This is a genomic window from Methylobacterium sp. WL69, from assembly GCF_008039485.1.
Taxonomy (GTDB): domain Bacteria; phylum Pseudomonadota; class Alphaproteobacteria; order Rhizobiales; family Beijerinckiaceae; genus Methylobacterium.
The window spans coordinates 1-17971 of the sequence record NZ_VRUZ01000040.1; the positions used below are offsets into that span (position 1 = coordinate 1).

Annotated in this window: 20 protein-coding genes and 1 tRNA gene; 12 read left to right on the plus strand and 9 right to left on the minus strand. The window is 69.8% G+C overall.

Annotation, left to right across the window (positions count from 1 at the left end; translation table 11 throughout):
* Positions 1 to 400 precede the first annotated feature (400 nt).
* Positions 401 to 610, minus strand: coding sequence for a hypothetical protein (locus FV218_RS12645; RefSeq protein WP_147709986.1), 210 nt, complete (start codon positions 608 to 610; stop codon positions 401 to 403).
* 53 nt (positions 611 to 663) lie between these two features.
* Here FV218_RS12645 and FV218_RS12650 point away from each other — a divergent pair, with 53 nt between their 5' ends.
* Together FV218_RS12650 and FV218_RS12655 are read left to right on the plus strand one after the other, a co-directional pair.
* The gene (locus FV218_RS12650) at positions 664 to 864 is read left to right on the plus strand and encodes a hypothetical protein (RefSeq protein ID WP_147709987.1); all 201 of its coding nucleotides are present in this window, start codon (positions 664 to 666) and stop codon (positions 862 to 864) included.
* The gene (locus tag FV218_RS12655) at positions 861 to 1928 is read left to right on the plus strand and encodes a site-specific integrase (protein ID WP_246685099.1); all 1068 of its coding nucleotides are present in this window, start codon (positions 861 to 863) and stop codon (positions 1926 to 1928) included. The genes FV218_RS12650 and FV218_RS12655 overlap by 4 nt, the downstream gene beginning before the upstream one ends.
* A 22-nt stretch (positions 1929 to 1950) precedes the next feature.
* Here FV218_RS12655 and FV218_RS12660 read toward each other — a convergent pair.
* Positions 1951 to 2035, minus strand: a tRNA-Leu gene (locus FV218_RS12660).
* A 98-nt stretch (positions 2036 to 2133) separates the two neighbouring features.
* Positions 2134 to 3546, minus strand: a complete 1413-nt coding sequence (gene leuC / locus FV218_RS12665) for a 3-isopropylmalate dehydratase large subunit (protein WP_147709988.1) — start codon at positions 3544 to 3546, stop codon at positions 2134 to 2136.
* A 250-nt stretch (positions 3547 to 3796) separates the two neighbouring features.
* On the opposite strand from leuC, the gene FV218_RS12670 reads away from it, so the two are divergent.
* The 7 genes from FV218_RS12670 to FV218_RS23215 all read left to right on the plus strand — a co-directional run bounded on the left by FV218_RS12670 (position 3797) and on the right by FV218_RS23215 (position 9544).
* Positions 3797 to 4771, plus strand: a complete 975-nt coding sequence (locus tag FV218_RS12670; protein WP_147709989.1) for a 2-hydroxyacid dehydrogenase — start codon at positions 3797 to 3799, stop codon at positions 4769 to 4771.
* Positions 4768 to 5649, plus strand: coding sequence for an AprI/Inh family metalloprotease inhibitor (locus FV218_RS12675; RefSeq protein ID WP_246685100.1), 882 nt, complete (start codon positions 4768 to 4770; stop codon positions 5647 to 5649). The genes FV218_RS12670 and FV218_RS12675 overlap by 4 nt, the downstream gene beginning before the upstream one ends.
* Before the next feature lie 63 nt (positions 5650 to 5712).
* Entirely contained in the window at positions 5713 to 6462 is a 750-nt protein-coding gene (locus FV218_RS12680) for a rhodanese-like domain-containing protein (protein ID WP_147709990.1), read from the plus strand.
* A 26-nt stretch (positions 6463 to 6488) separates the two neighbouring features.
* A complete protein-coding gene (locus FV218_RS12685; RefSeq protein ID WP_082476113.1) occupies positions 6489 to 6704 on the plus strand; it encodes a SlyX family protein in 216 nt (71 codons plus the stop codon).
* Between the two features lie 100 nt (positions 6705 to 6804).
* Positions 6805 to 8202 (plus strand): ethanolamine ammonia-lyase subunit EutB, encoded by a 1398-nt coding sequence (locus FV218_RS12690; RefSeq protein WP_147709992.1) that lies wholly within the window; start codon positions 6805 to 6807, stop codon positions 8200 to 8202.
* Between the two features lie 28 nt (positions 8203 to 8230).
* On the plus strand, positions 8231 to 9034 hold the full coding sequence (gene eutC, locus FV218_RS12695) for an ethanolamine ammonia-lyase subunit EutC (RefSeq protein WP_147709993.1): 804 nt from the start codon (positions 8231 to 8233) through the stop codon (positions 9032 to 9034).
* A gap of 90 nt (positions 9035 to 9124) precedes the next feature.
* Positions 9125 to 9544 carry a hypothetical protein gene (locus tag FV218_RS23215; RefSeq protein ID WP_246685101.1) on the plus strand — a complete coding sequence of 140 codons (420 nt, stop codon included), beginning with the start codon at positions 9125 to 9127 and terminating at the stop codon, positions 9542 to 9544.
* A gap of 115 nt (positions 9545 to 9659) precedes the next feature.
* Here the strand turns inward: FV218_RS23215 and fabI are convergent, their stop codons facing one another.
* From fabI to fabA, 3 genes are all read right to left on the minus strand, one after another.
* A complete protein-coding gene (gene fabI / locus FV218_RS12705) occupies positions 9660 to 10493 on the minus strand; it encodes an enoyl-ACP reductase FabI (RefSeq protein ID WP_147709994.1) in 834 nt (277 codons plus the stop codon).
* 280 nt (positions 10494 to 10773) lie between these two features.
* Positions 10774 to 12000 carry a beta-ketoacyl-ACP synthase I gene (gene fabB / locus FV218_RS12710; RefSeq protein ID WP_056087499.1) on the minus strand — a complete coding sequence of 409 codons (1227 nt, stop codon included), beginning with the start codon at positions 11998 to 12000 and terminating at the stop codon, positions 10774 to 10776.
* Positions 12001 to 12089: 89 nt separating this feature from the next.
* Positions 12090 to 12656 carry a 3-hydroxyacyl-[acyl-carrier-protein] dehydratase FabA gene (gene fabA / locus FV218_RS12715; protein ID WP_056087496.1) on the minus strand — a complete coding sequence of 189 codons (567 nt, stop codon included), beginning with the start codon at positions 12654 to 12656 and terminating at the stop codon, positions 12090 to 12092.
* A 337-nt stretch (positions 12657 to 12993) separates the two neighbouring features.
* Here fabA and irr point away from each other — a divergent pair, with 337 nt between their 5' ends.
* Positions 12994 to 13500: a Fur family transcriptional regulator Irr gene (gene irr, locus FV218_RS12720; RefSeq protein WP_147710013.1), complete on the plus strand. Its 507-nt coding sequence runs from the start codon at positions 12994 to 12996 to the stop codon at positions 13498 to 13500.
* 286 nt (positions 13501 to 13786) lie between these two features.
* Here the strand turns inward: irr and FV218_RS12725 are convergent, their stop codons facing one another.
* The gene (locus FV218_RS12725; protein WP_056087493.1) at positions 13787 to 14488 is read right to left on the minus strand and encodes a response regulator transcription factor CtrA; all 702 of its coding nucleotides are present in this window, start codon (positions 14486 to 14488) and stop codon (positions 13787 to 13789) included.
* 380 nt (positions 14489 to 14868) lie between these two features.
* Entirely contained in the window at positions 14869 to 15414 is a 546-nt protein-coding gene (locus tag FV218_RS12730) for a PAS domain-containing protein (protein WP_056087489.1), read from the minus strand.
* 142 nt (positions 15415 to 15556) lie between these two features.
* On the opposite strand from FV218_RS12730, the gene FV218_RS12735 reads away from it, so the two are divergent.
* Entirely contained in the window at positions 15557 to 15775 is a 219-nt protein-coding gene (locus tag FV218_RS12735; RefSeq protein WP_147709996.1) for a hypothetical protein, read from the plus strand.
* 48 nt (positions 15776 to 15823) lie between these two features.
* Here the strand turns inward: FV218_RS12735 and FV218_RS12740 are convergent, their stop codons facing one another.
* Positions 15824 to 17254, minus strand: a complete 1431-nt coding sequence (locus FV218_RS12740) for a TAXI family TRAP transporter solute-binding subunit (protein ID WP_147709997.1) — start codon at positions 17252 to 17254, stop codon at positions 15824 to 15826.
* Between the two features lie 163 nt (positions 17255 to 17417).
* Between FV218_RS12740 and FV218_RS12745 the strand changes: the two genes are divergently transcribed.
* Positions 17418 to 17960 (plus strand): RecX family transcriptional regulator, encoded by a 543-nt coding sequence (locus FV218_RS12745; protein ID WP_246685102.1) that lies wholly within the window; start codon positions 17418 to 17420, stop codon positions 17958 to 17960.
* The last annotated feature ends 11 nt before the right edge of the window (positions 17961 to 17971 follow it).

Consider the following 17971-nt stretch of genomic DNA (forward strand, 5'->3'; position numbering starts at 1 on the left):
CGCTTCTGCCGGCTTCTTGGCCGGTCCGGATGTCTGCTTCATCTTCGCTCCTCAGGGGCTACGATGAACCAGCCATCCTCCGTTCGTGAAGACCCTCATTCTGTCCCACAGGTGCTGACGTCGGACAGTCCGCTGTCTACAAGCTCCACCCCGATCGCGGCGCGCCAATTAGCATGGACGCCAAGCTGTTCGACGATGGCAACGCGACGGTCGGAGATCGCATCAGTAGCGATGCTTTCCACTTCTAAGCAAGCATTTCGGAATGCACCCGGCGAATCAAGGAAGAGCGATCGTGCGTATCAATGTGCATTCCGCCGACACGCGGGCAGCGTTCGGTTGCATCGAGCGCTGCCACACTGCATGGTTCAGCGAGCAAGCTGAGCCTCTGAACTGCTTTCGCCTACTCGTGCCGGTGCTTCTCTTCCTCGGCTTCCGTGCCAGGCCGGTCGCTCGGACCCTCGGGTGTCTCCCGAACGGTGCCGTGATCGGCGTCGCGCGGGGATACCGCAGCTCCGCCTTCATCAGGCTTGGGGTGCTTCTCACGTTCCCCCTGCGCCTGGTCGTAGGTCGTCTCAGGCAGGTTCTGATTCGAAGCGCTCAGGTTGGACATGCATCGCTCTCCGGTTTGGCGAGCAACGCGTTGAGCGCGGGAACGGTTCGCTGATGCCGCGTCGAGCCGCCGTCGTCACGCAGGCCGACATCGCCAGGGCGATCCGGGCTGTCCAGGCTGCGGGCCTGCCGGTCATGCGAGTCATCGTCCGCTCCGATGGCGTCGCCGTCGAGACGGTGCGCCCGCCTGATCAGAATGCCGACCCCCAGCTTCCCAACGAGGTTGCCAACAATGAGCGGGTGGTGGTCCTATGACCACCGACATGCCCCGCCCCCGTCCGCCTCATCTCGTTCGTGAGACCACCCGCCACGGCACGGTGGTCTGGTACGTGCGAGTAGGGCAGGGGCCGCGCACCCGGATGCGCGAGGCCTACAACAGCCCTGAATTCTGGCGCGACTACCGCCTCGCGGTCGAGGGCAGGCCGACGGTCGAACCCAGCGGCCCGGCGCCCGGGACGCTCGCCTGGCTGATCGCGAAGTACCTCACCACGGCCGAGTGGTCCGATTTTGCGGCGGCGACGCGCAAGCAGCGCCATGCGGTTTATCGCGCCATCGAGGAAACGGCCGGGGCCGAACCGATCAAGGCCATCGACCGTCGGGCCATCCTGGCCGGTCGGGATCGACGGCGGGACAAGCCGCATGCGGCCAACAATTTCCTGAAGGCGATGCGAGGCCTCTTCGGCTGGGCGGTCAACGCCGACTACGTCAGGGTCGACCCAACGCTCGGCGTAAAGCTGTTGTCCGGCGACAATGACGATACGGGCTTTCACGCCTGGACCGAGGACGAGCTCGGGCGCTTCGAGGCACGCTGGCCCGTCGGGACCCGACAGCGCCTCGCATTCGATCTGTTGCTCTACACAGGCCTGCGCCGCGGCGATGCTGTACGCCTCGGTCCGCCGCACGTCCGCGACGGCGAGTTCACCCTGCGCACCGAGAAGACCGGAATGGTGGTCATCGCTCCGATCCTGCCGCCCCTCGCCACCTCGATCGCGGCCGCCTCGACCGGCGAGCTGACGTTCATCGCGACAGATCGCGGACGCCCCTTCACCAAGGAGTCGTTTGGGACGTGGTTCGGGAAGGTGTGCCGGGAGGCCGATTGCCCGGGCTCGGCTCATGGCCTGCGCAAGGCCGGGGCGCGGCGGGCCGCCGAGGCCGGCGCCAGCGAGGCGCAGCTCAATGCCTTGTTCGGATGGGCCGATGGAAGTCGGGAAAGCGCGACCTACACAAGAACCGCGAACCGCGCGCGGTTGGCCCGTGAGGCCAAAAGAAATCCCGCACCGGTGTCCCGGGTGCGGGATGAAAACCTAAAAGCGATTTGATTTCCAGGACTTAGAAATCAATTGGTGCCCAGGAAAGGACTCGAACCTTCACCTCTTGCAAGACTGGTACCTGAAACCAGCGCGTCTACCAATTCCGCCACCTGGGCTCGCCGGAGCCGCTCGCGGCGCCGACGTGGGTTCGTTTAGGCGGAGCGGGGGCACCCGTCAATCGGGATTTTCGCGAGCCCGCTCCGCGGTGTCGGGCTCAGGCGTTCGGCCAGTCGCGGATGTCGACGAAGTGCCCCGCCACCGCCGCCGCCGCCGCCATGGCGGGGGAGACGAGGTGGGTGCGGCCGCGGTGGCCCTGGCGGCCCTCGAAGTTGCGGTTCGAGGTCGAGGCGCAGCGCTCGTCGGGGCTGAGGCGGTCGGCGTTCATGCCGAGGCACATGGAGCAGCCCGGCTCGCGCCAGTCGAACCCCGCCGCCTTGAGGATGCGGTCGAGGCCTTCGGCCTCGGCCTGGGCTTTCACCACGCCGGAGCCCGGCACCACCATGGCGGAGACGTTGGCGTGGACCTTGCGGCCCTCCACCACCTTGGCCACCGCCCGCAGGTCCTCGATGCGGCCGTTGGTGCACGAGCCGATGAACACCCGGTCGATGGCGATGTCGGTGATCTTCGTCCCCGGCACCAAGCCCATGTAGTCGAGGGCCTTCTCCTTCGACTGGCGCTTGTTCTCGTCGAGGATCCGGGCCGGGTCCGGCACGGCGCCGGAGATCGAGACCACGTCCTCGGGGCTGGTGCCCCAGCTGACGATGGGGGGAAGGTTCGCCGCGTCGAGCCGCACCTCGCGGTCGAAATGCGCGCCCTCGTCCGAGACCAGGGTCTCCCAGTAGGCGCGGGCGCGCTCGAACGCCTCGCCCTGCGGCGCTTTCGGTCGGCCCTTCACGTACGCGAAGGTGGTGGCGTCGGGCGCGACCAGGCCGGCGCGGGCGCCGCCCTCGATGGACATGTTGCAGATGGTCATCCGGCCCTCCATCGAAAGGGCGCGGATGGCCTCGCCGGCATACTCGATGACGTAGCCGGTGCCGCCGGCGGTGCCGATCTCGCCGATGATGGCGAGGATGATGTCCTTCGCCGTCACGCCGGGCGGCAGGGTGCCGTCCACGGTGACGCGCATGTTCTTCGCCTTCTTCTGCAGCAGCGTCTGGGTGGCGAGGACGTGCTCCACCTCCGAGGTGCCGATGCCGTGGGCCAGGGCCCCGAAGGCGCCGTGGGTCGAGGTGTGGCTGTCGCCGCAGACGATGGTCTGGCCCGGCAGGGTGAAGCCCTGCTCGGGGCCGATGACGTGGACGATGCCCTGGCGCCGGTCGAGGGCGTCGTAGAACTCGATGCCGAACTCGCGCACGTTCTCGGCGAGCGCCTCCAGCTGGATGCGGCTCTCCGGGTCCTCGATGCCGAAGCTGCGGTCCGAGGTCTGGACGTTGTGGTCCACCACCGCCAGGGTCTTTTCCGGGTGGCGCACCCGGCGCCCGGCCACGCGCAGCCCCTCGAACGCCTGCGGGCTCGTCACCTCGTGGACGAGGTGGCGGTCGATGTAGAGGAGGCTGGTGCCATCCGGCTCGACATCGACCACGTGGTCGTCCCAGATCTTGTCGTAGAGGGTGCGCGGCGCGGTCATGATTGGGTTGTCTTCGCGTTTCTCGGCGGGCCTCGAGGCCCAGGTTCCCTTTAGTAATGTTCCAGACCGTTCGGCGAAAGTGGGGCGTGCGGCCCCCGTCGGATGGCTGCGGCGAGGTTTTCGCATGGCGAGGCCCGGTGTGGGGGGCGCCACCACCTCACTGGACCGGCCCCCGGTCCTCGGCTTAAAGCGGACGAGCGGCCTCCGGGGCCGCGTACCGGCGTCCCGAAGGCCCGCCAGAAGGTCCCCCATGCTGCCCGTCGATCTGCTGCTGCTCAAACCCCTGCAGCCGAGCGTCATGGAGGCCCTGGTCGAGCGGTTCACCCTGCACCGGGCCGACACCGCCCCGGACCGCCCGGCGTTCTACGCCGCCATCGGCCCGCGCATCCGCGCCATGGCGACGGGCGCGCAGGCGCCCGTGGACGCCGCCCTCCTGGCGCACCTGCCCAACCTCGAGATCGTGGCGAGCTTCGGGGTCGGCTACGACACCATCGACACGGCCTGCGCCGCCGCGCGCGGCATCGTGGTGACGAACACCCCCGACGTCCTCTCCGACGAGGTCGCCGACCTCGCCCTCGGCCTGCTGCTCGCCACCCTGCGCCAGATCCCGCAGGCGGACCGCTACCTGCGGGCGGGCCACTGGCCGGGCAAGCCCTATCCCCTGACCCCGACCCTGCGCGGGCGAACCGTCGGCATTCTGGGCCTCGGGCGCATCGGCCGGGCCATCGCCACCCGCCTCGAAGGGTTCGGCGTCGCCATCGCCTATCACGGTCGTCGCCGGCAGGCGGAGGTGCCCTACGCCTACCACGCCTCCCTCGTGGAGATGGCGCGGGCCGTCGACGTCCTCGTGGTGGTGGCGCCGGGCGGCCCGGAGACGGACGGCCTCGTCGGGGCCGCGGTGCTGGAAGCCCTCGGGCCGCAGGGCATCCTCGTCAACGTGGCGCGCGGCAGCGTGGTGGACGAGGCCGCCCTCGTCGCGGCCCTGCGCGACGGCACGATCCTCGGGGCCGGACTCGACGTGTTCGCCCGCGAGCCGCACGTGCCGGCCGACCTCGTCGCCATGGACCACGTCGTGCTCCTGCCGCATGTTGGTTCGGCCTCGGTCCACACCCGCGAGGCCATGGGCCGCCTCGTGGTCGAGAACCTCACCCACTGGTTCGCCGGCCGCGGACCGCTGACCCCGGTGCCGGAGACGCCCGTGCCGGTCCGGAGCGCCGGAGCGTGAGCGCCGCCGCATCGGCCCGCGCGCTGGCAGTCTGCGCCGCCCTCGCGGTGGGCGGCCTCGCCGTGGCGCAGGACGCCCAGCCGCCCGGGGCCGTTCCGGCGCCGACGGACGCGCCCGCGTCCGAGACCGTCCCCCCGGCGCCGTTCGTCGAAAGCCTGCCCAAGGACATCGCCGGGGTGCCGGGCACCTGGGACCTGTCCCGCGACGGCAGCACCCGGCGCTGCGTCATGACCCTGTCGAGCGAGAGCGGCGAGGCCGGGCGGCGCCTGTCGTTTCCCGCCGGATGCCGCCGCGCCCTGCCGGTGCTGAACGGCGTCGCCGGCTGGCTGTTCACCGACGGGACCCTGCGCTTCGTCGACAAGAACGTCCGCCCGGTCCTGCCCTTCACCCGCCGGCCGGACGCGCGCAGCCTCGCGGCGCAGACGGAATCCGGCGAGCACTACAGCCTCGTGCCCCTGCAGATCGTCGCCATGGTGCCGCCGACTGCGGCGGTGCCGTCGGCCCCGGTGCCGCCGCCGGCGACTCCCCAGGCGGGCACACCGGCATCCGCGCCGCTGGCGGCGGAAACGGATCTCGGCGGCGAGGCGCCCCCGGCCGGCCTCTACACCCTCGACCGTTACCGCGACCAGGATGTCTGCCGCCTGGAGCTGACGCAGGCGCCCGCGCCCGCGCCCGTGCGGCTCCTCGACGGCTGCCGCGACAGCGGCCTCAGCGTGTTCGATCCCGTGTCCTGGCAGTTCGCGCGGGGGCGGCTCGTCCTGAACGCCCGGCGCGGGCACACGGTCAACCTCATCCCCACGGGGGACGGACGCTGGCGCCGCGATCCGGAGGTGGGCGTCACCTTCGTCCTGCGCCGGATCCCGGCGCCCTCCCGGTAGGGATCGCCCTTGGGTTTGCCCCTCTCGTTTGCCCCTGGCACGCCCCCGGATTATGCCGTCGCGATGCTCACCGTCGCCGCCCTCTACCGCTTCGTCGATCTGCCGGATGCGGCCGCGCTCCGCGCGCCCGTCGAAGCCCTGTGCCGGGATCTCGGAATCACCGGCACCCTGCTGCTGGCCCGCGAGGGGATCAACGGCACGGTGGCGGGCGAAGCCGGCGCCGTCGCGAGGTTCGTCGATGCCCTCCGCACCGGGCCGCCGTTCGGCGGACGCCTCGGCGACCTCGACGTCAAACTGTCCTCGGCCGACGCGCCGCCGTTCGGGCGCCTCAAGGTCCGGGTGAAGCCCGAGATCGTGACTTTCGACGGCGGCGCCACCCACCCGGCCGTGGCCCCGGCGACGCCCGTCGCCCCCGAGGCCTGGAACGGGCTCCTCGACACGCCGGGGCTGCTGCTCATCGACACCCGCAACGCCTTCGAGGTGGCGTTGGGGAGCTTTCCCGGCGCCGTCGATCCGGGCACGAAGCGCTTCGGCGACTTCCGCGCCTACGTCGACGGGCTCGACCCGGCGGCGCACCCGAAGGTGGCGATGTTCTGCACCGGCGGCATCCGCTGCGAGAAGGCCGGGGCCTACATGCGCGCCCGCGGGTTCGCCGAGGTCCACACCCTGGCGGGCGGCATCCTGCGCTACCTCGAGGCGGTGCCGGACTCCGAAAACCGCTGGACGGGCGACTGCTTCGTCTTCGACGGCCGCATCGCCCTCGGTCCCGCCCTCGTGGAGCGGCCCGACCACGCCCCGGAGACCCTGCGATGAGGGACCCTGCGATGAGCCACCCCGAGATGAGCGACCCCGACCTCGGCCTCCGCATCGACGCCCTGGAGATGCGCCTGACCGAGCAGGATGCGGTCATCGACGACCTCAACGCCACCATCACGGCGCAGTGGCGCCAGATCGACGCCCTCACGCGGCGGATGGCGAAGCTGGCGGAGGAGATGGAAGAGGCGGGAAGCCGCCCCGGCACCCATGCGCCGGAGCCGCCGCCCCCGCATTACTGATCGCCCGTGACTGATCGCGCGGTCCGCCCGCGAATCCGGGCCGCCTCGACACGTGCCCCGGGCTGTGGCTTCGTAGGCCTCCGGTGCGGGAGACAGGGCCATGGCCTACCGGTGCGAACTCGGCGGCGAGCGCTACAGCTTTTCCGACCTCCGACACGTGCTCGCCGCGGCCTCGCCCCGGCGCTCGGGCGACGAGCTGGCGGGGCTGGCGGCCGCGAGCGATGCCCAGCGGATCGCCGCCCGTCGCGTCCTCGCCGACCTGCCGCTCCGGGTGTTCCTCACCGAGGCTCTGGTCCCCTACGAGGACGACGAGGTCACCCGGCTCATCATCGACACCCACGATGCCGCCGCCTTCGCCCCCGTGGCGCACCTCACGGTCGGGGGTTTTCGCGATTGGCTCCTGTCCCACGCGGCCACCTCCGCGGTCCTCGCCGCCCTGGCGCCGGGCCTGACGCCCGAGATGGTGGCGGCGGTGTCGAAACTGATGCGGGCCCAGGACCTCATCGTGGTGGCGCGCAAGTGCCGGGTGGTGACGGCGTTCCGCACCACCATCGGACTGCCCGGGCGCCTCGGCACGCGGCTGCAGCCCAACCACCCCACCGACGACCCGCGCGGCATCGCGGCTTCCGTCCTCGACGGCCTGCTCTACGGCGTGGGGGACGCCTGCATCGGCATCAACCCCGCCACCGACAGCGTCGAGAACGCCGGCGCGCTGATGACCATGCTCGACGAGCTTCGCCAGCACTATGCGATTCCCGCCCAGACCTGCGTGCTGACCCACGTCACCAACGCCCTCGCCATCCTGGAGCGCGGCGCCCCCGTCGACCTCGTGTTCCAGTCGGTCGCCGGCACCGAGGCGGCCAACCGCGGCTTCGGCGTCGATCTCGCGGTGCTGGCCGAGGCCCACGACGCGGCCCGCGGCCTGAAGCGCGGGACGGTGGGCGACAACGTGATGTATTTCGAGACCGGCCAGGGCGCGGCGCTGTCGGCCGACGCCCATCACGGCGTCGATCAGCAGACGGTGGAGGCCCGCGCCTATGCCGTCGCCCGCGCCTTCCGGCCGCTCCTGGTCAACACCGTGGTGGGCTTCATCGGCCCGGAATATCTCTTCGACGGCAAGCAGATCGCCCGCGCCGGCCTGGAGGATCATTTCTGCGGCAAGCTGCTCGGCCTGCCGATGGGCTGCGACGTCTGCTACACCAACCACGCCGAGGCCGACCAGGACGACATGGACGGGCTGATGACCCTGCTGACGGTGGCCGGGTGCAGCTTCCTCATCGCCGTGCCGGGCTCGGACGACATCATGCTCAACTACCAGAGCCTGTCGTTCCACGATGTGCTGACCCTGCGCACCACCCTGCGGGTCCGCGCCGCCCCCGAGTTCGAGGCGTGGCTCGACCAGATGGGCATGACCACGCCGGAGGGCGGCATCCGCGAGCTCGAACCCCGCCACCCGAGCCTGACCCGCCTCATGGACCGCGCGAGCCGAGTGGTTTGATGCGGCTGGATCGGAGGAGAGGCTCACCATGAGCGACGGCACGCCCGCCACCGCCGCCGACCGCTGGGCGGCCCTCCGGTCGGCGACCTCCGCCCGCATCGGCCTCGGACGCCGGGGCGACGCGATGCCCCTGGAGGCGGTGCTGGACTTCCAGCTCGCCCATGCCAGGGCGCGCGACGCCGTTCACGCCGCCCTCGACGTCGCGGCCCTGGAGGACGCGTTGCGGCCCCATCCGGTGGTGCGCGTCCGCAGCGCCGCCCCCGACCGCGCGACCTACCTGCGCCGGCCCGACCTCGGCCGCACCCTCGACCCGGACAGCACCCTCGACGGCGCGGCGGACGGCGTCGATCTCGTTTTCGTCGTGGCGGATGGCCTATCGGCGATGGCGGTGCAGAGCCAGGCCGCCCCGTTGATCCATGCCTGCCTCGCGCGCCTCGACGGGCTCTCGGTCGCCCCCGTCGTGGTGGCGAGCCAGGCCCGCGTCGCCATCGGCGACCCCATCGGAGAAAAGCTCGGGGCGCGCCTGTGCGCCGTCCTCATCGGTGAGCGCCCCGGCCTCAGCGTCGCCGATAGCCTCGGGATCTACGTCACCTATGGACCGCGCCCGGGCCGGCGCGACTCGGAGCGCAACTGCATCTCCAACATCCACGACCGGGGCGGCCTGTCCATCGACCGCGCCGCCGACACCCTGGTCCGGCTCGCCCGCGAGGCCCTGCAGCGCGGTGTGACGGGCGTCGCCCTCAAGACTAGCCTCGGCGTCGAACCGGACGCGCCTGGACTTCCACCTGCGACGGCGGGTCGATCCCGCAATGCGGAACCCCCGTCAGGCTAAAGGCTTGAGACAACGCCGGCTGCTCCTTGGGGACGCTGGCGTACCAGATCACCTGAGGGGGTGATTTGCTCGAGAGATGGCCCAAGCATCATGATCATCACCCGCACCGCACCGTTCCTGCTGCTCCTGTCCCTGGGTTTGCCCGCCGCGGCACAGCCGGCACCCGGCCTCGACAGGCCCCTGCTGGTCCACGGCAACTATTGCGGCCCCGGCAACAATGCACCGCTGCCGCCCATCGATGCCCTCGACGCGGCCTGCGCCCGGCACGATGCCTGTACGCCGTCGGGCGGTCTGCCGTCGAAGGCCTGCAACATGCGTCTCGAGCGCGAGGCCGCTGCCGTTTCCCGCGATCCACGCCAATCCGAGGACGTGCGCGCCATGGCGGGCCTCGTCTCGACCAGCATCGCCCTGATCCCGTCGGAGGAAATGATCCGGCCCGCGTCGCATCGGCTCGGGACGTCGCTTCCCATGTCCCATCACCGGGACGCCCCCGTGGACGCCGACGACTGATCCGTAGACGCGTCCCTCCCCGGAAGGGGAGGGCCGCACGTCCGGAGCATGGCGAGACGGTGCGGAACGGCCCAAACGGAACGCCGTCCCGTGATCCTCGGATCACGGGACGGGTTCAGGCGGTGGCGTCGATGACGCCGGCCTCGTCCTGGGCCTGAAGGACGTCCGGGCGCGGCATCGAGATGATGTTGTACCCGGAATCGACGAAGTGGACCTCGCCGGTGACGCCGCCGGACAGGTCGGACACGAGGTACACCGCCGAACCGCCGACTTCCTCCAGGGTCACCGTGCGCCGCAGGGGGGCGTGGGCCTTCTGGTGATTGAACATGAGCCGGGCATCGGCGATGCCGGCCCCGGCGAGCGTCCGCATCGGGCCGGCCGACAGGGCGTTGACCCGGATGCCGTCCGGGCCGAGGTCGCCGGCGAGATAGCGCACCGACGCCTCCAGGGCGGCCTTGGCCACGCCCATGACGTTGTAGTTCGGCATGACCCGGGTCGAGCCGCCATAGGTCAGGGTGAGAAGCGAGCCGCCGCGGGGCATCCGCTTGGCCGCGCGCTGGGCGATCTCGGTGAACGAGAAGCATGAGATGGCCAGGGTCCGCGAAAAGTTCTCGCGAGTGGTCACGTCGACGTAGCGGCCCTTGAGCTGGTTCTTGTCGGAAAATCCGATGGCGTGGACGACGAAATCGATCCCGTCGGGAAAACGCGTGTCCAGGGCCTCGAACACCGCGTCGACGCTGGCGATATCCTCGACGTCGCAGGGAATGACCGTGTCGGACCCGAGGGATGCGGCGAGGGGAGCGACGCGACGACCGAGGGCTTCCCCCTGATAGGTGAATGCGAGTTCGGCACCGTGCTTGTGCAGGGCCGAGGCAATGCCCCAGGCAATGGAATGATTGTTGGCGACCCCCATGATGAGGCCGCGCTTACCTGTCATCAAACCCGTCATGCGTTTCCCCGTGGACGTGGCCGCGAATGGCCGCCGCACTCATCCCTGGGGATGGGCTTAGCGTGCGGGTCGCGGACCTGTCCAATTCGGGGCGACGGACGGCCTAGAAATATCCGTTCGTGTCGGCGCGAGCCCAGTCGATCAGGGCCTGCTTGGCATAGACCGCCGCGAGACCGGTGACGGCCAATCCACCGACGGTGCCCAGGGTGAACCACAGCATGCGCTTTATCCTTGCGTGTTGCAGGGAAAACGCAGCCGGAGTCCGGGGGTTCCGACGGTCTCAGGCGTCGACGTTCTTCAGCACCAGGGTGGCGTTGGTGCCACCGAAACCGAAGGAGTTCGACAGGACGTGACCGAGCTTGGCCCCGTCGCGGCGCTCGCGCAGGATCGGCATGTCGGCGAAGGCCGGATCGATCTCGTCGATATGCGCACTCTCGCAGATGAAGTCGTTGTTCATCATCAGGAGGGAGTAGATCGCCTCCTGCACGCCGGTGGCGCCGAGGGAGTGGCCGGTGAGGGACTTGGTGCCGGAGATCGGCGGGCACGCGTCGCCGCGGCCGAACACCTCGCGGATGGCCTCGATCTCCTTCTCGTCGCCCACGGGCGTCGAGGTGGCGTGCGGGTTGATGTAGTCGATGGGCGCGCCCTTGAGGCCGCCGATGGCCTGGCGCATGCAGCGCACGGCGCCCTCGCCGGAGGGGGCGACCATATCGTAGCCGTCGGAGGTGGCGCCGTATCCGGCGATCTCGCCGTAGATGGTGGCCCCGCGGGCCTTGGCGTGCTCGTACTCCTCCAGCACCAGCACACCGGCGCCGCCGGCGATGACGAAGCCGTCGCGGTTGGCATCGTAGGCGCGCGACGCCCTCGCCGGGGTGTCGTTGTACTTCGAGGACATGGCGCCCATGGCGTCGAACAGCACCGACAGGGTCCAGTCGAGGTCCTCGCAGCCGCCGGCGAAGATGATGTCCTGGCGCCCGCCCTGGATGATCTCGGCGGCGTTGCCGATGCAGTGGTTCGAGGTCGCGCAGGCCGAGGCGATGGAATAGTTCACGCCCTTGATCTTGAACCACGTCGCCAGGGTCGCCGAGGCGGTGGACGACATGGCCTTCGGCACCGCGAACGGGCCGACGCGCTTCGGCCCCTTCTCGACGGCGATGGCGGCGGATTCGACGATCACCTTCGTCGACGGGCCGCCCGAGCCCATGATGATGCCGGTGCGGTCGTTGGAGATGTCGCCGGCCTCGAGGCCGGACTGGCGGATCGCCTGATCCATGGCGACGTGGTTCCAGGCGGTGCCGCCGCCGTGGAACCGCATGGCGCGGCGGTCGACGATGCCCTCGGGATCGAGGCTCGGCCGGCCTTCCACCTGACTGCGGAAGCCATGCTCGGCATACGAATCCGAATGGGCGATGCCGGACTTGGCCGCGCGCAGGGAGGCCAGGACCTCGTCGGTGTTGTTGCCGATGGACGAGACGATGCCCATCCCGGTGATCACGACACGCCGCATGGACCGCTTCTTCTCCGCCGTCGGTGCTTCGGACGGCACCCTGTCGTCGTCAGTTAGGACGCTGGCGCGCCGATCTCAACCGTTTCGCCTCAGGCGGCCGGCGAGCCTTGCGCCTGGAACAGGGCGACGCGCAAGTCCTTGGCCTCGTAGATGCGGGTGCCGTCGGCCTCGAGCCAGCCGTCGGCGATGCCGAGCACGAGCTTGCCGAGGCGCACCCGCTTGATGTCGATGCCGTAGACCACCTTGGTCACCGTGGGCAGCACCTGGTCGGTGAACTTCACCTCGCCGACGCCGAGGGCCCGGCCGCGTCCTGGGGCGCCGAGCCAGCCGAGGTGGAAGCCCACGAGCTGCCACAGGGCGTCGAGGCCGAGGCAGCCGGGCATCACCGGATCGTTCTTGAAGTGGCAGCCGAAGAACCAGAGGTCCGGTCGGATGTCGAATTCCGCCAGCACGTGGCCCTTGCCGTTGGCGCCGCCCTCGGCCCCGATGGAAACGATGCGGTCGAACATCAGCATGGGCGGCAGGGGCAGCTGGGCATTGCCGGCCCCGAACAGCTCGCCGCGCCCGCAGGCCAGCAAGTCCTCGTAGGAGTACTGCGTCGCCCGGGCGGGGGCCGGGGTGCCGGTGGGTGCGGTGGGATCGGAAGCGGAAGACATGATGAGCGGATCGGTCCTCTGAGGAGGGGGATCTGTGACGGGCTAGCATCCGCCGCGCGGGAAGAGCCGTTCCGCGACGGCGGAACGGGCCGGAAAACGGCGCTTCGTTAACACAGGGCCGGTGCGCCTCAAAGCTGTGCCGGATCGCGCCTCGAAACGACTGCGCCCGCGACTGCGCCATGGCGCGTGCGGATACCGGGCGCGGGGAGGGGGGATATGCGCTCACAGCCGGGCTTGCCGGCGTCGGGGCCCTTGACCTCGGCTTGCGGCAACGCGGCAGGTTCCGTATAAACGCAGATGTGAAGACCGAAGTTTGGGTGAAATGTCAGCCACCGCGATTCCGAACATGCAGCCGTTGCAGGCCATGCTGAACGCACGGACCTCCACTCCGTCGGGCGATGTCGCCGGTCGGCGTGGCTGTCCGCTGTCCGACCTGCGCGATCGCCTGCGCCGGGCCGGCCTGCGACCGACCCGCCAGCGCCTGTCCCTCGGCTGGCTCCTGTTCGGCCGCGGAGACCGCCATCTCACGGCGGAAATGCTCTACGACGAGGCCATGCGCGCCAAGGTGCCGGTCTCGCTCGCCACGGTCTACAACACCCTGCACCAGTTCACGGAAGCCGGCCTCCTGCGTCAGCTCGCCCTCGACGGATCGAAGGCGTATTTCGACACCAATCCGAGCGAGCACCACCACTTCTTCCTCGAGGAGGAGGGCCAGGTCCTCGACATGCCGGATTGCGGCATCACCGTCGATTCGCTGCCCGATGCCCCCGAGGGCATGGAGATCGCCGGCGTCGAGGTGATCGTGCGCCTGCGCCGCCGGGGCGCCAGCGCCCGCAAGGGCTGATCGCCCCCACGCTCTTCCATCGTTGTGCACACGAAAAAGGCCCGGGGGACCGGGCCTTTTTCGTGTCTGCGGGCGGCATGCGCGTTCGATGGGATCACAGTGGGCGGAGAGCGAAGCAGGTTGCAGGGTTGAAACCTGCCCTGAGCACGGCGGTGCAACGGGACGATCCGTGTCACCCGTGCGGGCCTCATGGCAACCGCGCCGAGCCCGACCGGTTGTTGCGTTCGGCGGATATCCTCCGCCGCACAGGCGGACGGTGATGCGTTCCCCGCACCACCGTCCGGTCTCAGCTGGCGATGGCGCGCATCTCGGCGACGCCGTCGCGCAGGACGTAGCCGCGGCCCCAGACGGTCTCGATGTAGTTCTGGCCGCCCGAAGCGTTGGCGAGCTTCTTGCGCAGCTTGCAGATGAACACGTCGATGATCTTCAATTCGGGCTCGTCCATGCCGCCGTAGAGATGGTTGAGGAACATCTCCTTGGTCAGGGTCGTGCCCTTCCGCAGGGCGAGGAGTTCCAGCATCTGGTACTCCTTGCCGGTGAGGTTCACGCGGTTGCCGCCGATGGCGACGGTCTTCTCGTCGAGGTTGACGATGAGATCGCCGGTGGTGATCACCGACTGGGCGTGGCCCTGCGAACGGCGGACGATGGCGTGGATGCGGGCGACGAGCTCGTCCTTGTGGAAGGGCTTCGTCAGGTAGTCGTCGGCGCCGAAGCCGAGGCCCTTCACCTTGTCCTCGATGCCGGCCATGCCGGAAAGGATGAGGATCGGGGTCTTGACCTTCGACACCCGCAAGGCGCGCAGCACCTCGTAGCCCGACATGTCGGGCAGGTTCAGGTCGAGGAGGATGATGTCGTAATCGTAGAGCTTGCCGAGATCGATCCCTTCCTCACCGAGGTCGGTGGTGTAGGTGTTGAACCGTTCGGACTTCAGCATCAATTCGATGCTTTGCGCGACGGACGCATCGTCCTCGATCAGTAGGACACGCATAGGCCGGCTCCTTGAGACATTTACCCGTTCCTATACAAACATTGCCAACAAAACCTTAATGCCAAACGGCGGACGAACGCCGTCGCGCGGTCGGCTCCGTCGAGGTCCGGTCTCACCGCACCCGCTCCCCTACGCTCAGGATCGCGCCCATCATCGACAGGATCTTGATCGTCGAGGGAGCGTGGTCGCGCGAGGCCGCTGGCGCGGCGCGTGCCTTCCGTGAGGCGGCGCCCCACATGGGCGAAAGCCTCGCGAACCACCGGGGTGCGCGCGAGGGGCCGCGTGGCCGCCACGGCTTCGGAGATCGGCACCGCGGCCGCATCCGGGCGGTGGCCTTCCCCCGGATGCGGGACGTCTGCCGCTCCGTCGGTGGCTGCGGTTCAGTTCAGGGTCCGCTCGGCGTCGACCTTGCGGGCGAGGGCCCGCCCGACCTCGTACAGGGCTTGGCGCAAACCGGGCAGGGCGGCCTTCGCACCGTCGTCCTCGATCATCGCGTTGGCGATGAGAAGATGGTCGGCGATCGATTCCAGGTGATCATTCGTGATCGTCGCCGGGTGGGCGGGGGGCGGGATGAAGCGGCCGATCTGTCCGTAGGTCTGCAGGGCGTTGGCCGGGTCCGGCACCAGTTCGGTCATCGAGCCGAGGTAGCCGAGGAAGGTGCGGTCCGGCGGCCCGAACGAGGGAACGCCGCCGGCACCGATCCAGCGCCGACTGCCGTCCGTCGAGCAGAGGCGGAACCGGACGCTGAATTCGGAGGTCCTCTCGGCCGCCCGCGTCAACACATCCTTCACCACCGGGCGATCCTGGTCGTGGACACACGACAGCCAACCCTGGTCCAGGGCGGCCGCGACGGTCTGCCCCGTGAGCTTGGTCCATTCCTGACTGATATGACTTAAAGACCCGATTGGATCGATTGCGAAGATCACGTGCGACTCCTGCCTCAATCCAGCGTCATCGAGGATGTATCGCGTGTGTGACTGCTGATCATACAGCCAACCGATCCTGTGTTTTGACAAGATTCGCAACCCATTACGGAGTTCATGCGGTGCGACTTTATGGCCGGGAAACATGACCGAAGACCCTGACGCGCAGATTCGTGCACGCCTGCGCATGATCGCCGAGACGCTCAACCTGCCGACGGAATATTTCTACATCGAGCCGACGACGCCGGGCAGCGTCGCGGACGCGAACGAATGCCTGCGGCTCTGGTCCCGGATCAGGACGCCCGAGGGGCGCCGCCGGGCCCTGGAGATCCTCCGCGCCCTGGGGGATGACGGGGAGCCCTAGCCGCTCGACCGCGCGTGGATTCGCTTCGACCTAGGGGGCTCGCCGCCGCTACTCGGCCGCCGGCGTGTTGAGGGCCAGGAGGCGCGCCGTTCGGGTCCGGGCCGCGTTGCGCGTGGCCTCCGGTTCGCGCCCGTCCAGGGTCCGGCGCGCGTCGTTGACGGCGGCGTGGACCGCATCGATGGCGAGGATCAGGGCGCTGATGGTGCGGGTGTCGATGTTGCGGGCCCGGGCGTGCTGGACCACGTCGGCGACGAGGCTGTCGGTCTCGCGCACGAGGCCGTCGAGGTCGTCCTGGGTGCGGGCGCCGCGCACTTCGCGCAGGAGGTCGAGGAGGCGGTCGAGCACCACGTCGATGCGCTCGCGCCGCTCGCGGGCGAGGCGCTGGCCGAGCCAGGCGATGCCCGAGCCGATGGTGCCGCCGAAGAAGGCCAGGAGGTAGATGTAATCCTCGTATCGCTCGAACAGGGTCTGCTGTTCGCGCTCGAAGTAATCCACCGCGCCGGGATGGTTGGGCAGGCGCGCGCTGGTGGCGGCGACGCTCGAATCGAAATCCGGGGCCTTCATCAGCTTGGCGATGGGGGCCTGCGGCGCGAGCTTCGAGCGCCATTCGAACAGGTGCTGGGTCACGGAGGCGACGGTGAAGCGGCTGATGCTGCCCCGGGCCATGAGGCGGTAGGAGGCACCGACGGTCTTCACGTCCTCCTCCGGCCGCTTCGGGCGGCCGCCGAAAGTGCCGGCGGGAATCGTCACCGATTGCAGCTCGGGCATCCGCTGGATGATGGCCTCGCCGTCGGGCACCGAGACGAAAGTCACCTGCTTTTCGGTGGAAGCCGCCTCCACGGCGCGTACAGTGGAGATGGCGGCCTTCGAGGCCGGGGCCGCGATGACCGCCACGGCATCGACGCGGCCCTCCTGTACGGCACTCGTCACATCCGCCGGCTTCAGCGGCACCAGGGCGACGCGGGCGGGACCCATCGGCTTGTCCGCTCCGGCCTCCCCGAGGGGTTCGGCGGTGAAGTCGTAGAAGCCGAGCAGGTTGGTCACGAACGGCACGTCGGCCTGATGGCGCTCGACGATGCCGAGGCGCTTGCGCAACAGGTCCGGAAAGCTCTCGATGGCGGCCGATGCGGGGGCCACGATGAGCAGCGCCTCGTCGTGCAGGATCGCGAGCGTCAGGCCGTTCTCCGGCAGGAGGACGTCCGGGCGCACCACGGCGAGGTCGGCCTCGCTGCGCTGGAGGGCCTCGGCGGAATCGCGCACGTCGTCATAGGGCACGACCTTGAGGCGGACATCCTCGTGGCCACGGGCCAGCGCCCGGGCGTAGGTCTGGAGCAGGGTCGCCTCGGCACCGTCGCGCGGGCCGACGGCCACGGTCAGCGTCGTCGGGCGCGACAGGTACACCACCGCCCCGGCCAAAGCCGCGAGGCCGAGGGCCAGCACGACGAGGAGCCATTCGCGTCTCAGGAGGAATGCCGGCATAGCATGCTCGAGCCCTCGCCCATCATCACCATCCGGGTCGGATCATCCGGACGAACCTGAACCGAAAACCTGTCCGAAGCGTAAAGAACAGATGAAGGCCACGAACGTTGCAAATCCCAGACCGGCGCTGAGCGGTTCGACCTCACCCAAGCCGACCCCGCCCGTGACCGCCGCCTATCTGGAGCGGGCGGCCCTGCATTACCTGGAGCGCTACAGCGCATCCGTGGCGATGCTGCGGCGGACCCTCCAGCGCCGGGTGGAGAAACGCTGCTGCCTGCGCGGCGAGGACCCGTCCGCGCACGCCGAGGCCATCGCGGCCGTGGTGGCCCGGGCGGTGAGCGCCGGTCTCGTCGACGACGCGCGCTTCACCGCCGGCCGGATGGCGGCCCTGCGCCGGCGCGGCACCTCGGCCCGGGCCCTCTCGGCCAAGCTCGCCGCAAAGGGCGTGTCGCGCGACCTCGTCGCCGACGCCATGGCGGCGGAGCGCGACGAGGCGGACGCGGAGGGGACCGACACCGAGGAGACGGCGGCGGCCGCCTATGCCCGGCGCCGGCGTCTCGGGCCGTGGCGCCGGCCCGGCACCCGCGAGGCCCACCGCGACCGGGATCTGGCCGCCATGGCCCGGGCCGGCTTCGCCTACGGGCTCGCCCGCCGCATCGTCGAGGCGGAGATGGACGCGGAGGTGGAGCCGGACGCGGACCCGTGAGCCTGCGACGA

What these genes read in the sequence shown, in the direction of transcription:
- FV218_RS12645 (WP_147709986.1), bottom strand. Translation starts at nt 610, where the DNA reads ATGTCCAACCTGAGCGCTTCGAATCAGAACCTGCCTGAGACGACCTAC.
- FV218_RS12650 (WP_147709987.1), top strand. Translation starts at nt 664, where the DNA reads ATGCCGCGTCGAGCCGCCGTCGTCACGCAGGCCGACATCGCCAGGGCG.
- FV218_RS12655 (WP_246685099.1), top strand. Translation starts at nt 861, where the DNA reads ATGACCACCGACATGCCCCGCCCCCGTCCGCCTCATCTCGTTCGTGAG.
- leuC (WP_147709988.1), bottom strand. Translation starts at nt 3,546, where the DNA reads ATGACCGCGCCGCGCACCCTCTACGACAAGATCTGGGACGACCACGTG.
- FV218_RS12670 (WP_147709989.1), top strand. Translation starts at nt 3,797, where the DNA reads ATGCTGCCCGTCGATCTGCTGCTGCTCAAACCCCTGCAGCCGAGCGTC.
- FV218_RS12680 (WP_147709990.1), top strand. Translation starts at nt 5,713, where the DNA reads ATGCTCACCGTCGCCGCCCTCTACCGCTTCGTCGATCTGCCGGATGCG.
- FV218_RS12685 (WP_082476113.1), top strand. Translation starts at nt 6,489, where the DNA reads ATGAGCGACCCCGACCTCGGCCTCCGCATCGACGCCCTGGAGATGCGC.
- FV218_RS12690 (WP_147709992.1), top strand. Translation starts at nt 6,805, where the DNA reads ATGGCCTACCGGTGCGAACTCGGCGGCGAGCGCTACAGCTTTTCCGAC.
- eutC (WP_147709993.1), top strand. Translation starts at nt 8,231, where the DNA reads ATGAGCGACGGCACGCCCGCCACCGCCGCCGACCGCTGGGCGGCCCTC.
- FV218_RS23215 (WP_246685101.1), top strand. Translation starts at nt 9,125, where the DNA reads ATGATCATCACCCGCACCGCACCGTTCCTGCTGCTCCTGTCCCTGGGT.
- fabI (WP_147709994.1), bottom strand. Translation starts at nt 10,493, where the DNA reads ATGACGGGTTTGATGACAGGTAAGCGCGGCCTCATCATGGGGGTCGCC.
- fabB (WP_056087499.1), bottom strand. Translation starts at nt 12,000, where the DNA reads ATGCGGCGTGTCGTGATCACCGGGATGGGCATCGTCTCGTCCATCGGC.
- fabA (WP_056087496.1), bottom strand. Translation starts at nt 12,656, where the DNA reads ATGTCTTCCGCTTCCGATCCCACCGCACCCACCGGCACCCCGGCCCCC.
- FV218_RS12725 (WP_056087493.1), bottom strand. Translation starts at nt 14,488, where the DNA reads ATGCGTGTCCTACTGATCGAGGACGATGCGTCCGTCGCGCAAAGCATC.
- FV218_RS12735 (WP_147709996.1), top strand. Translation starts at nt 15,557, where the DNA reads ATGACCGAAGACCCTGACGCGCAGATTCGTGCACGCCTGCGCATGATC.
- FV218_RS12740 (WP_147709997.1), bottom strand. Translation starts at nt 17,254, where the DNA reads ATGCCGGCATTCCTCCTGAGACGCGAATGGCTCCTCGTCGTGCTGGCC.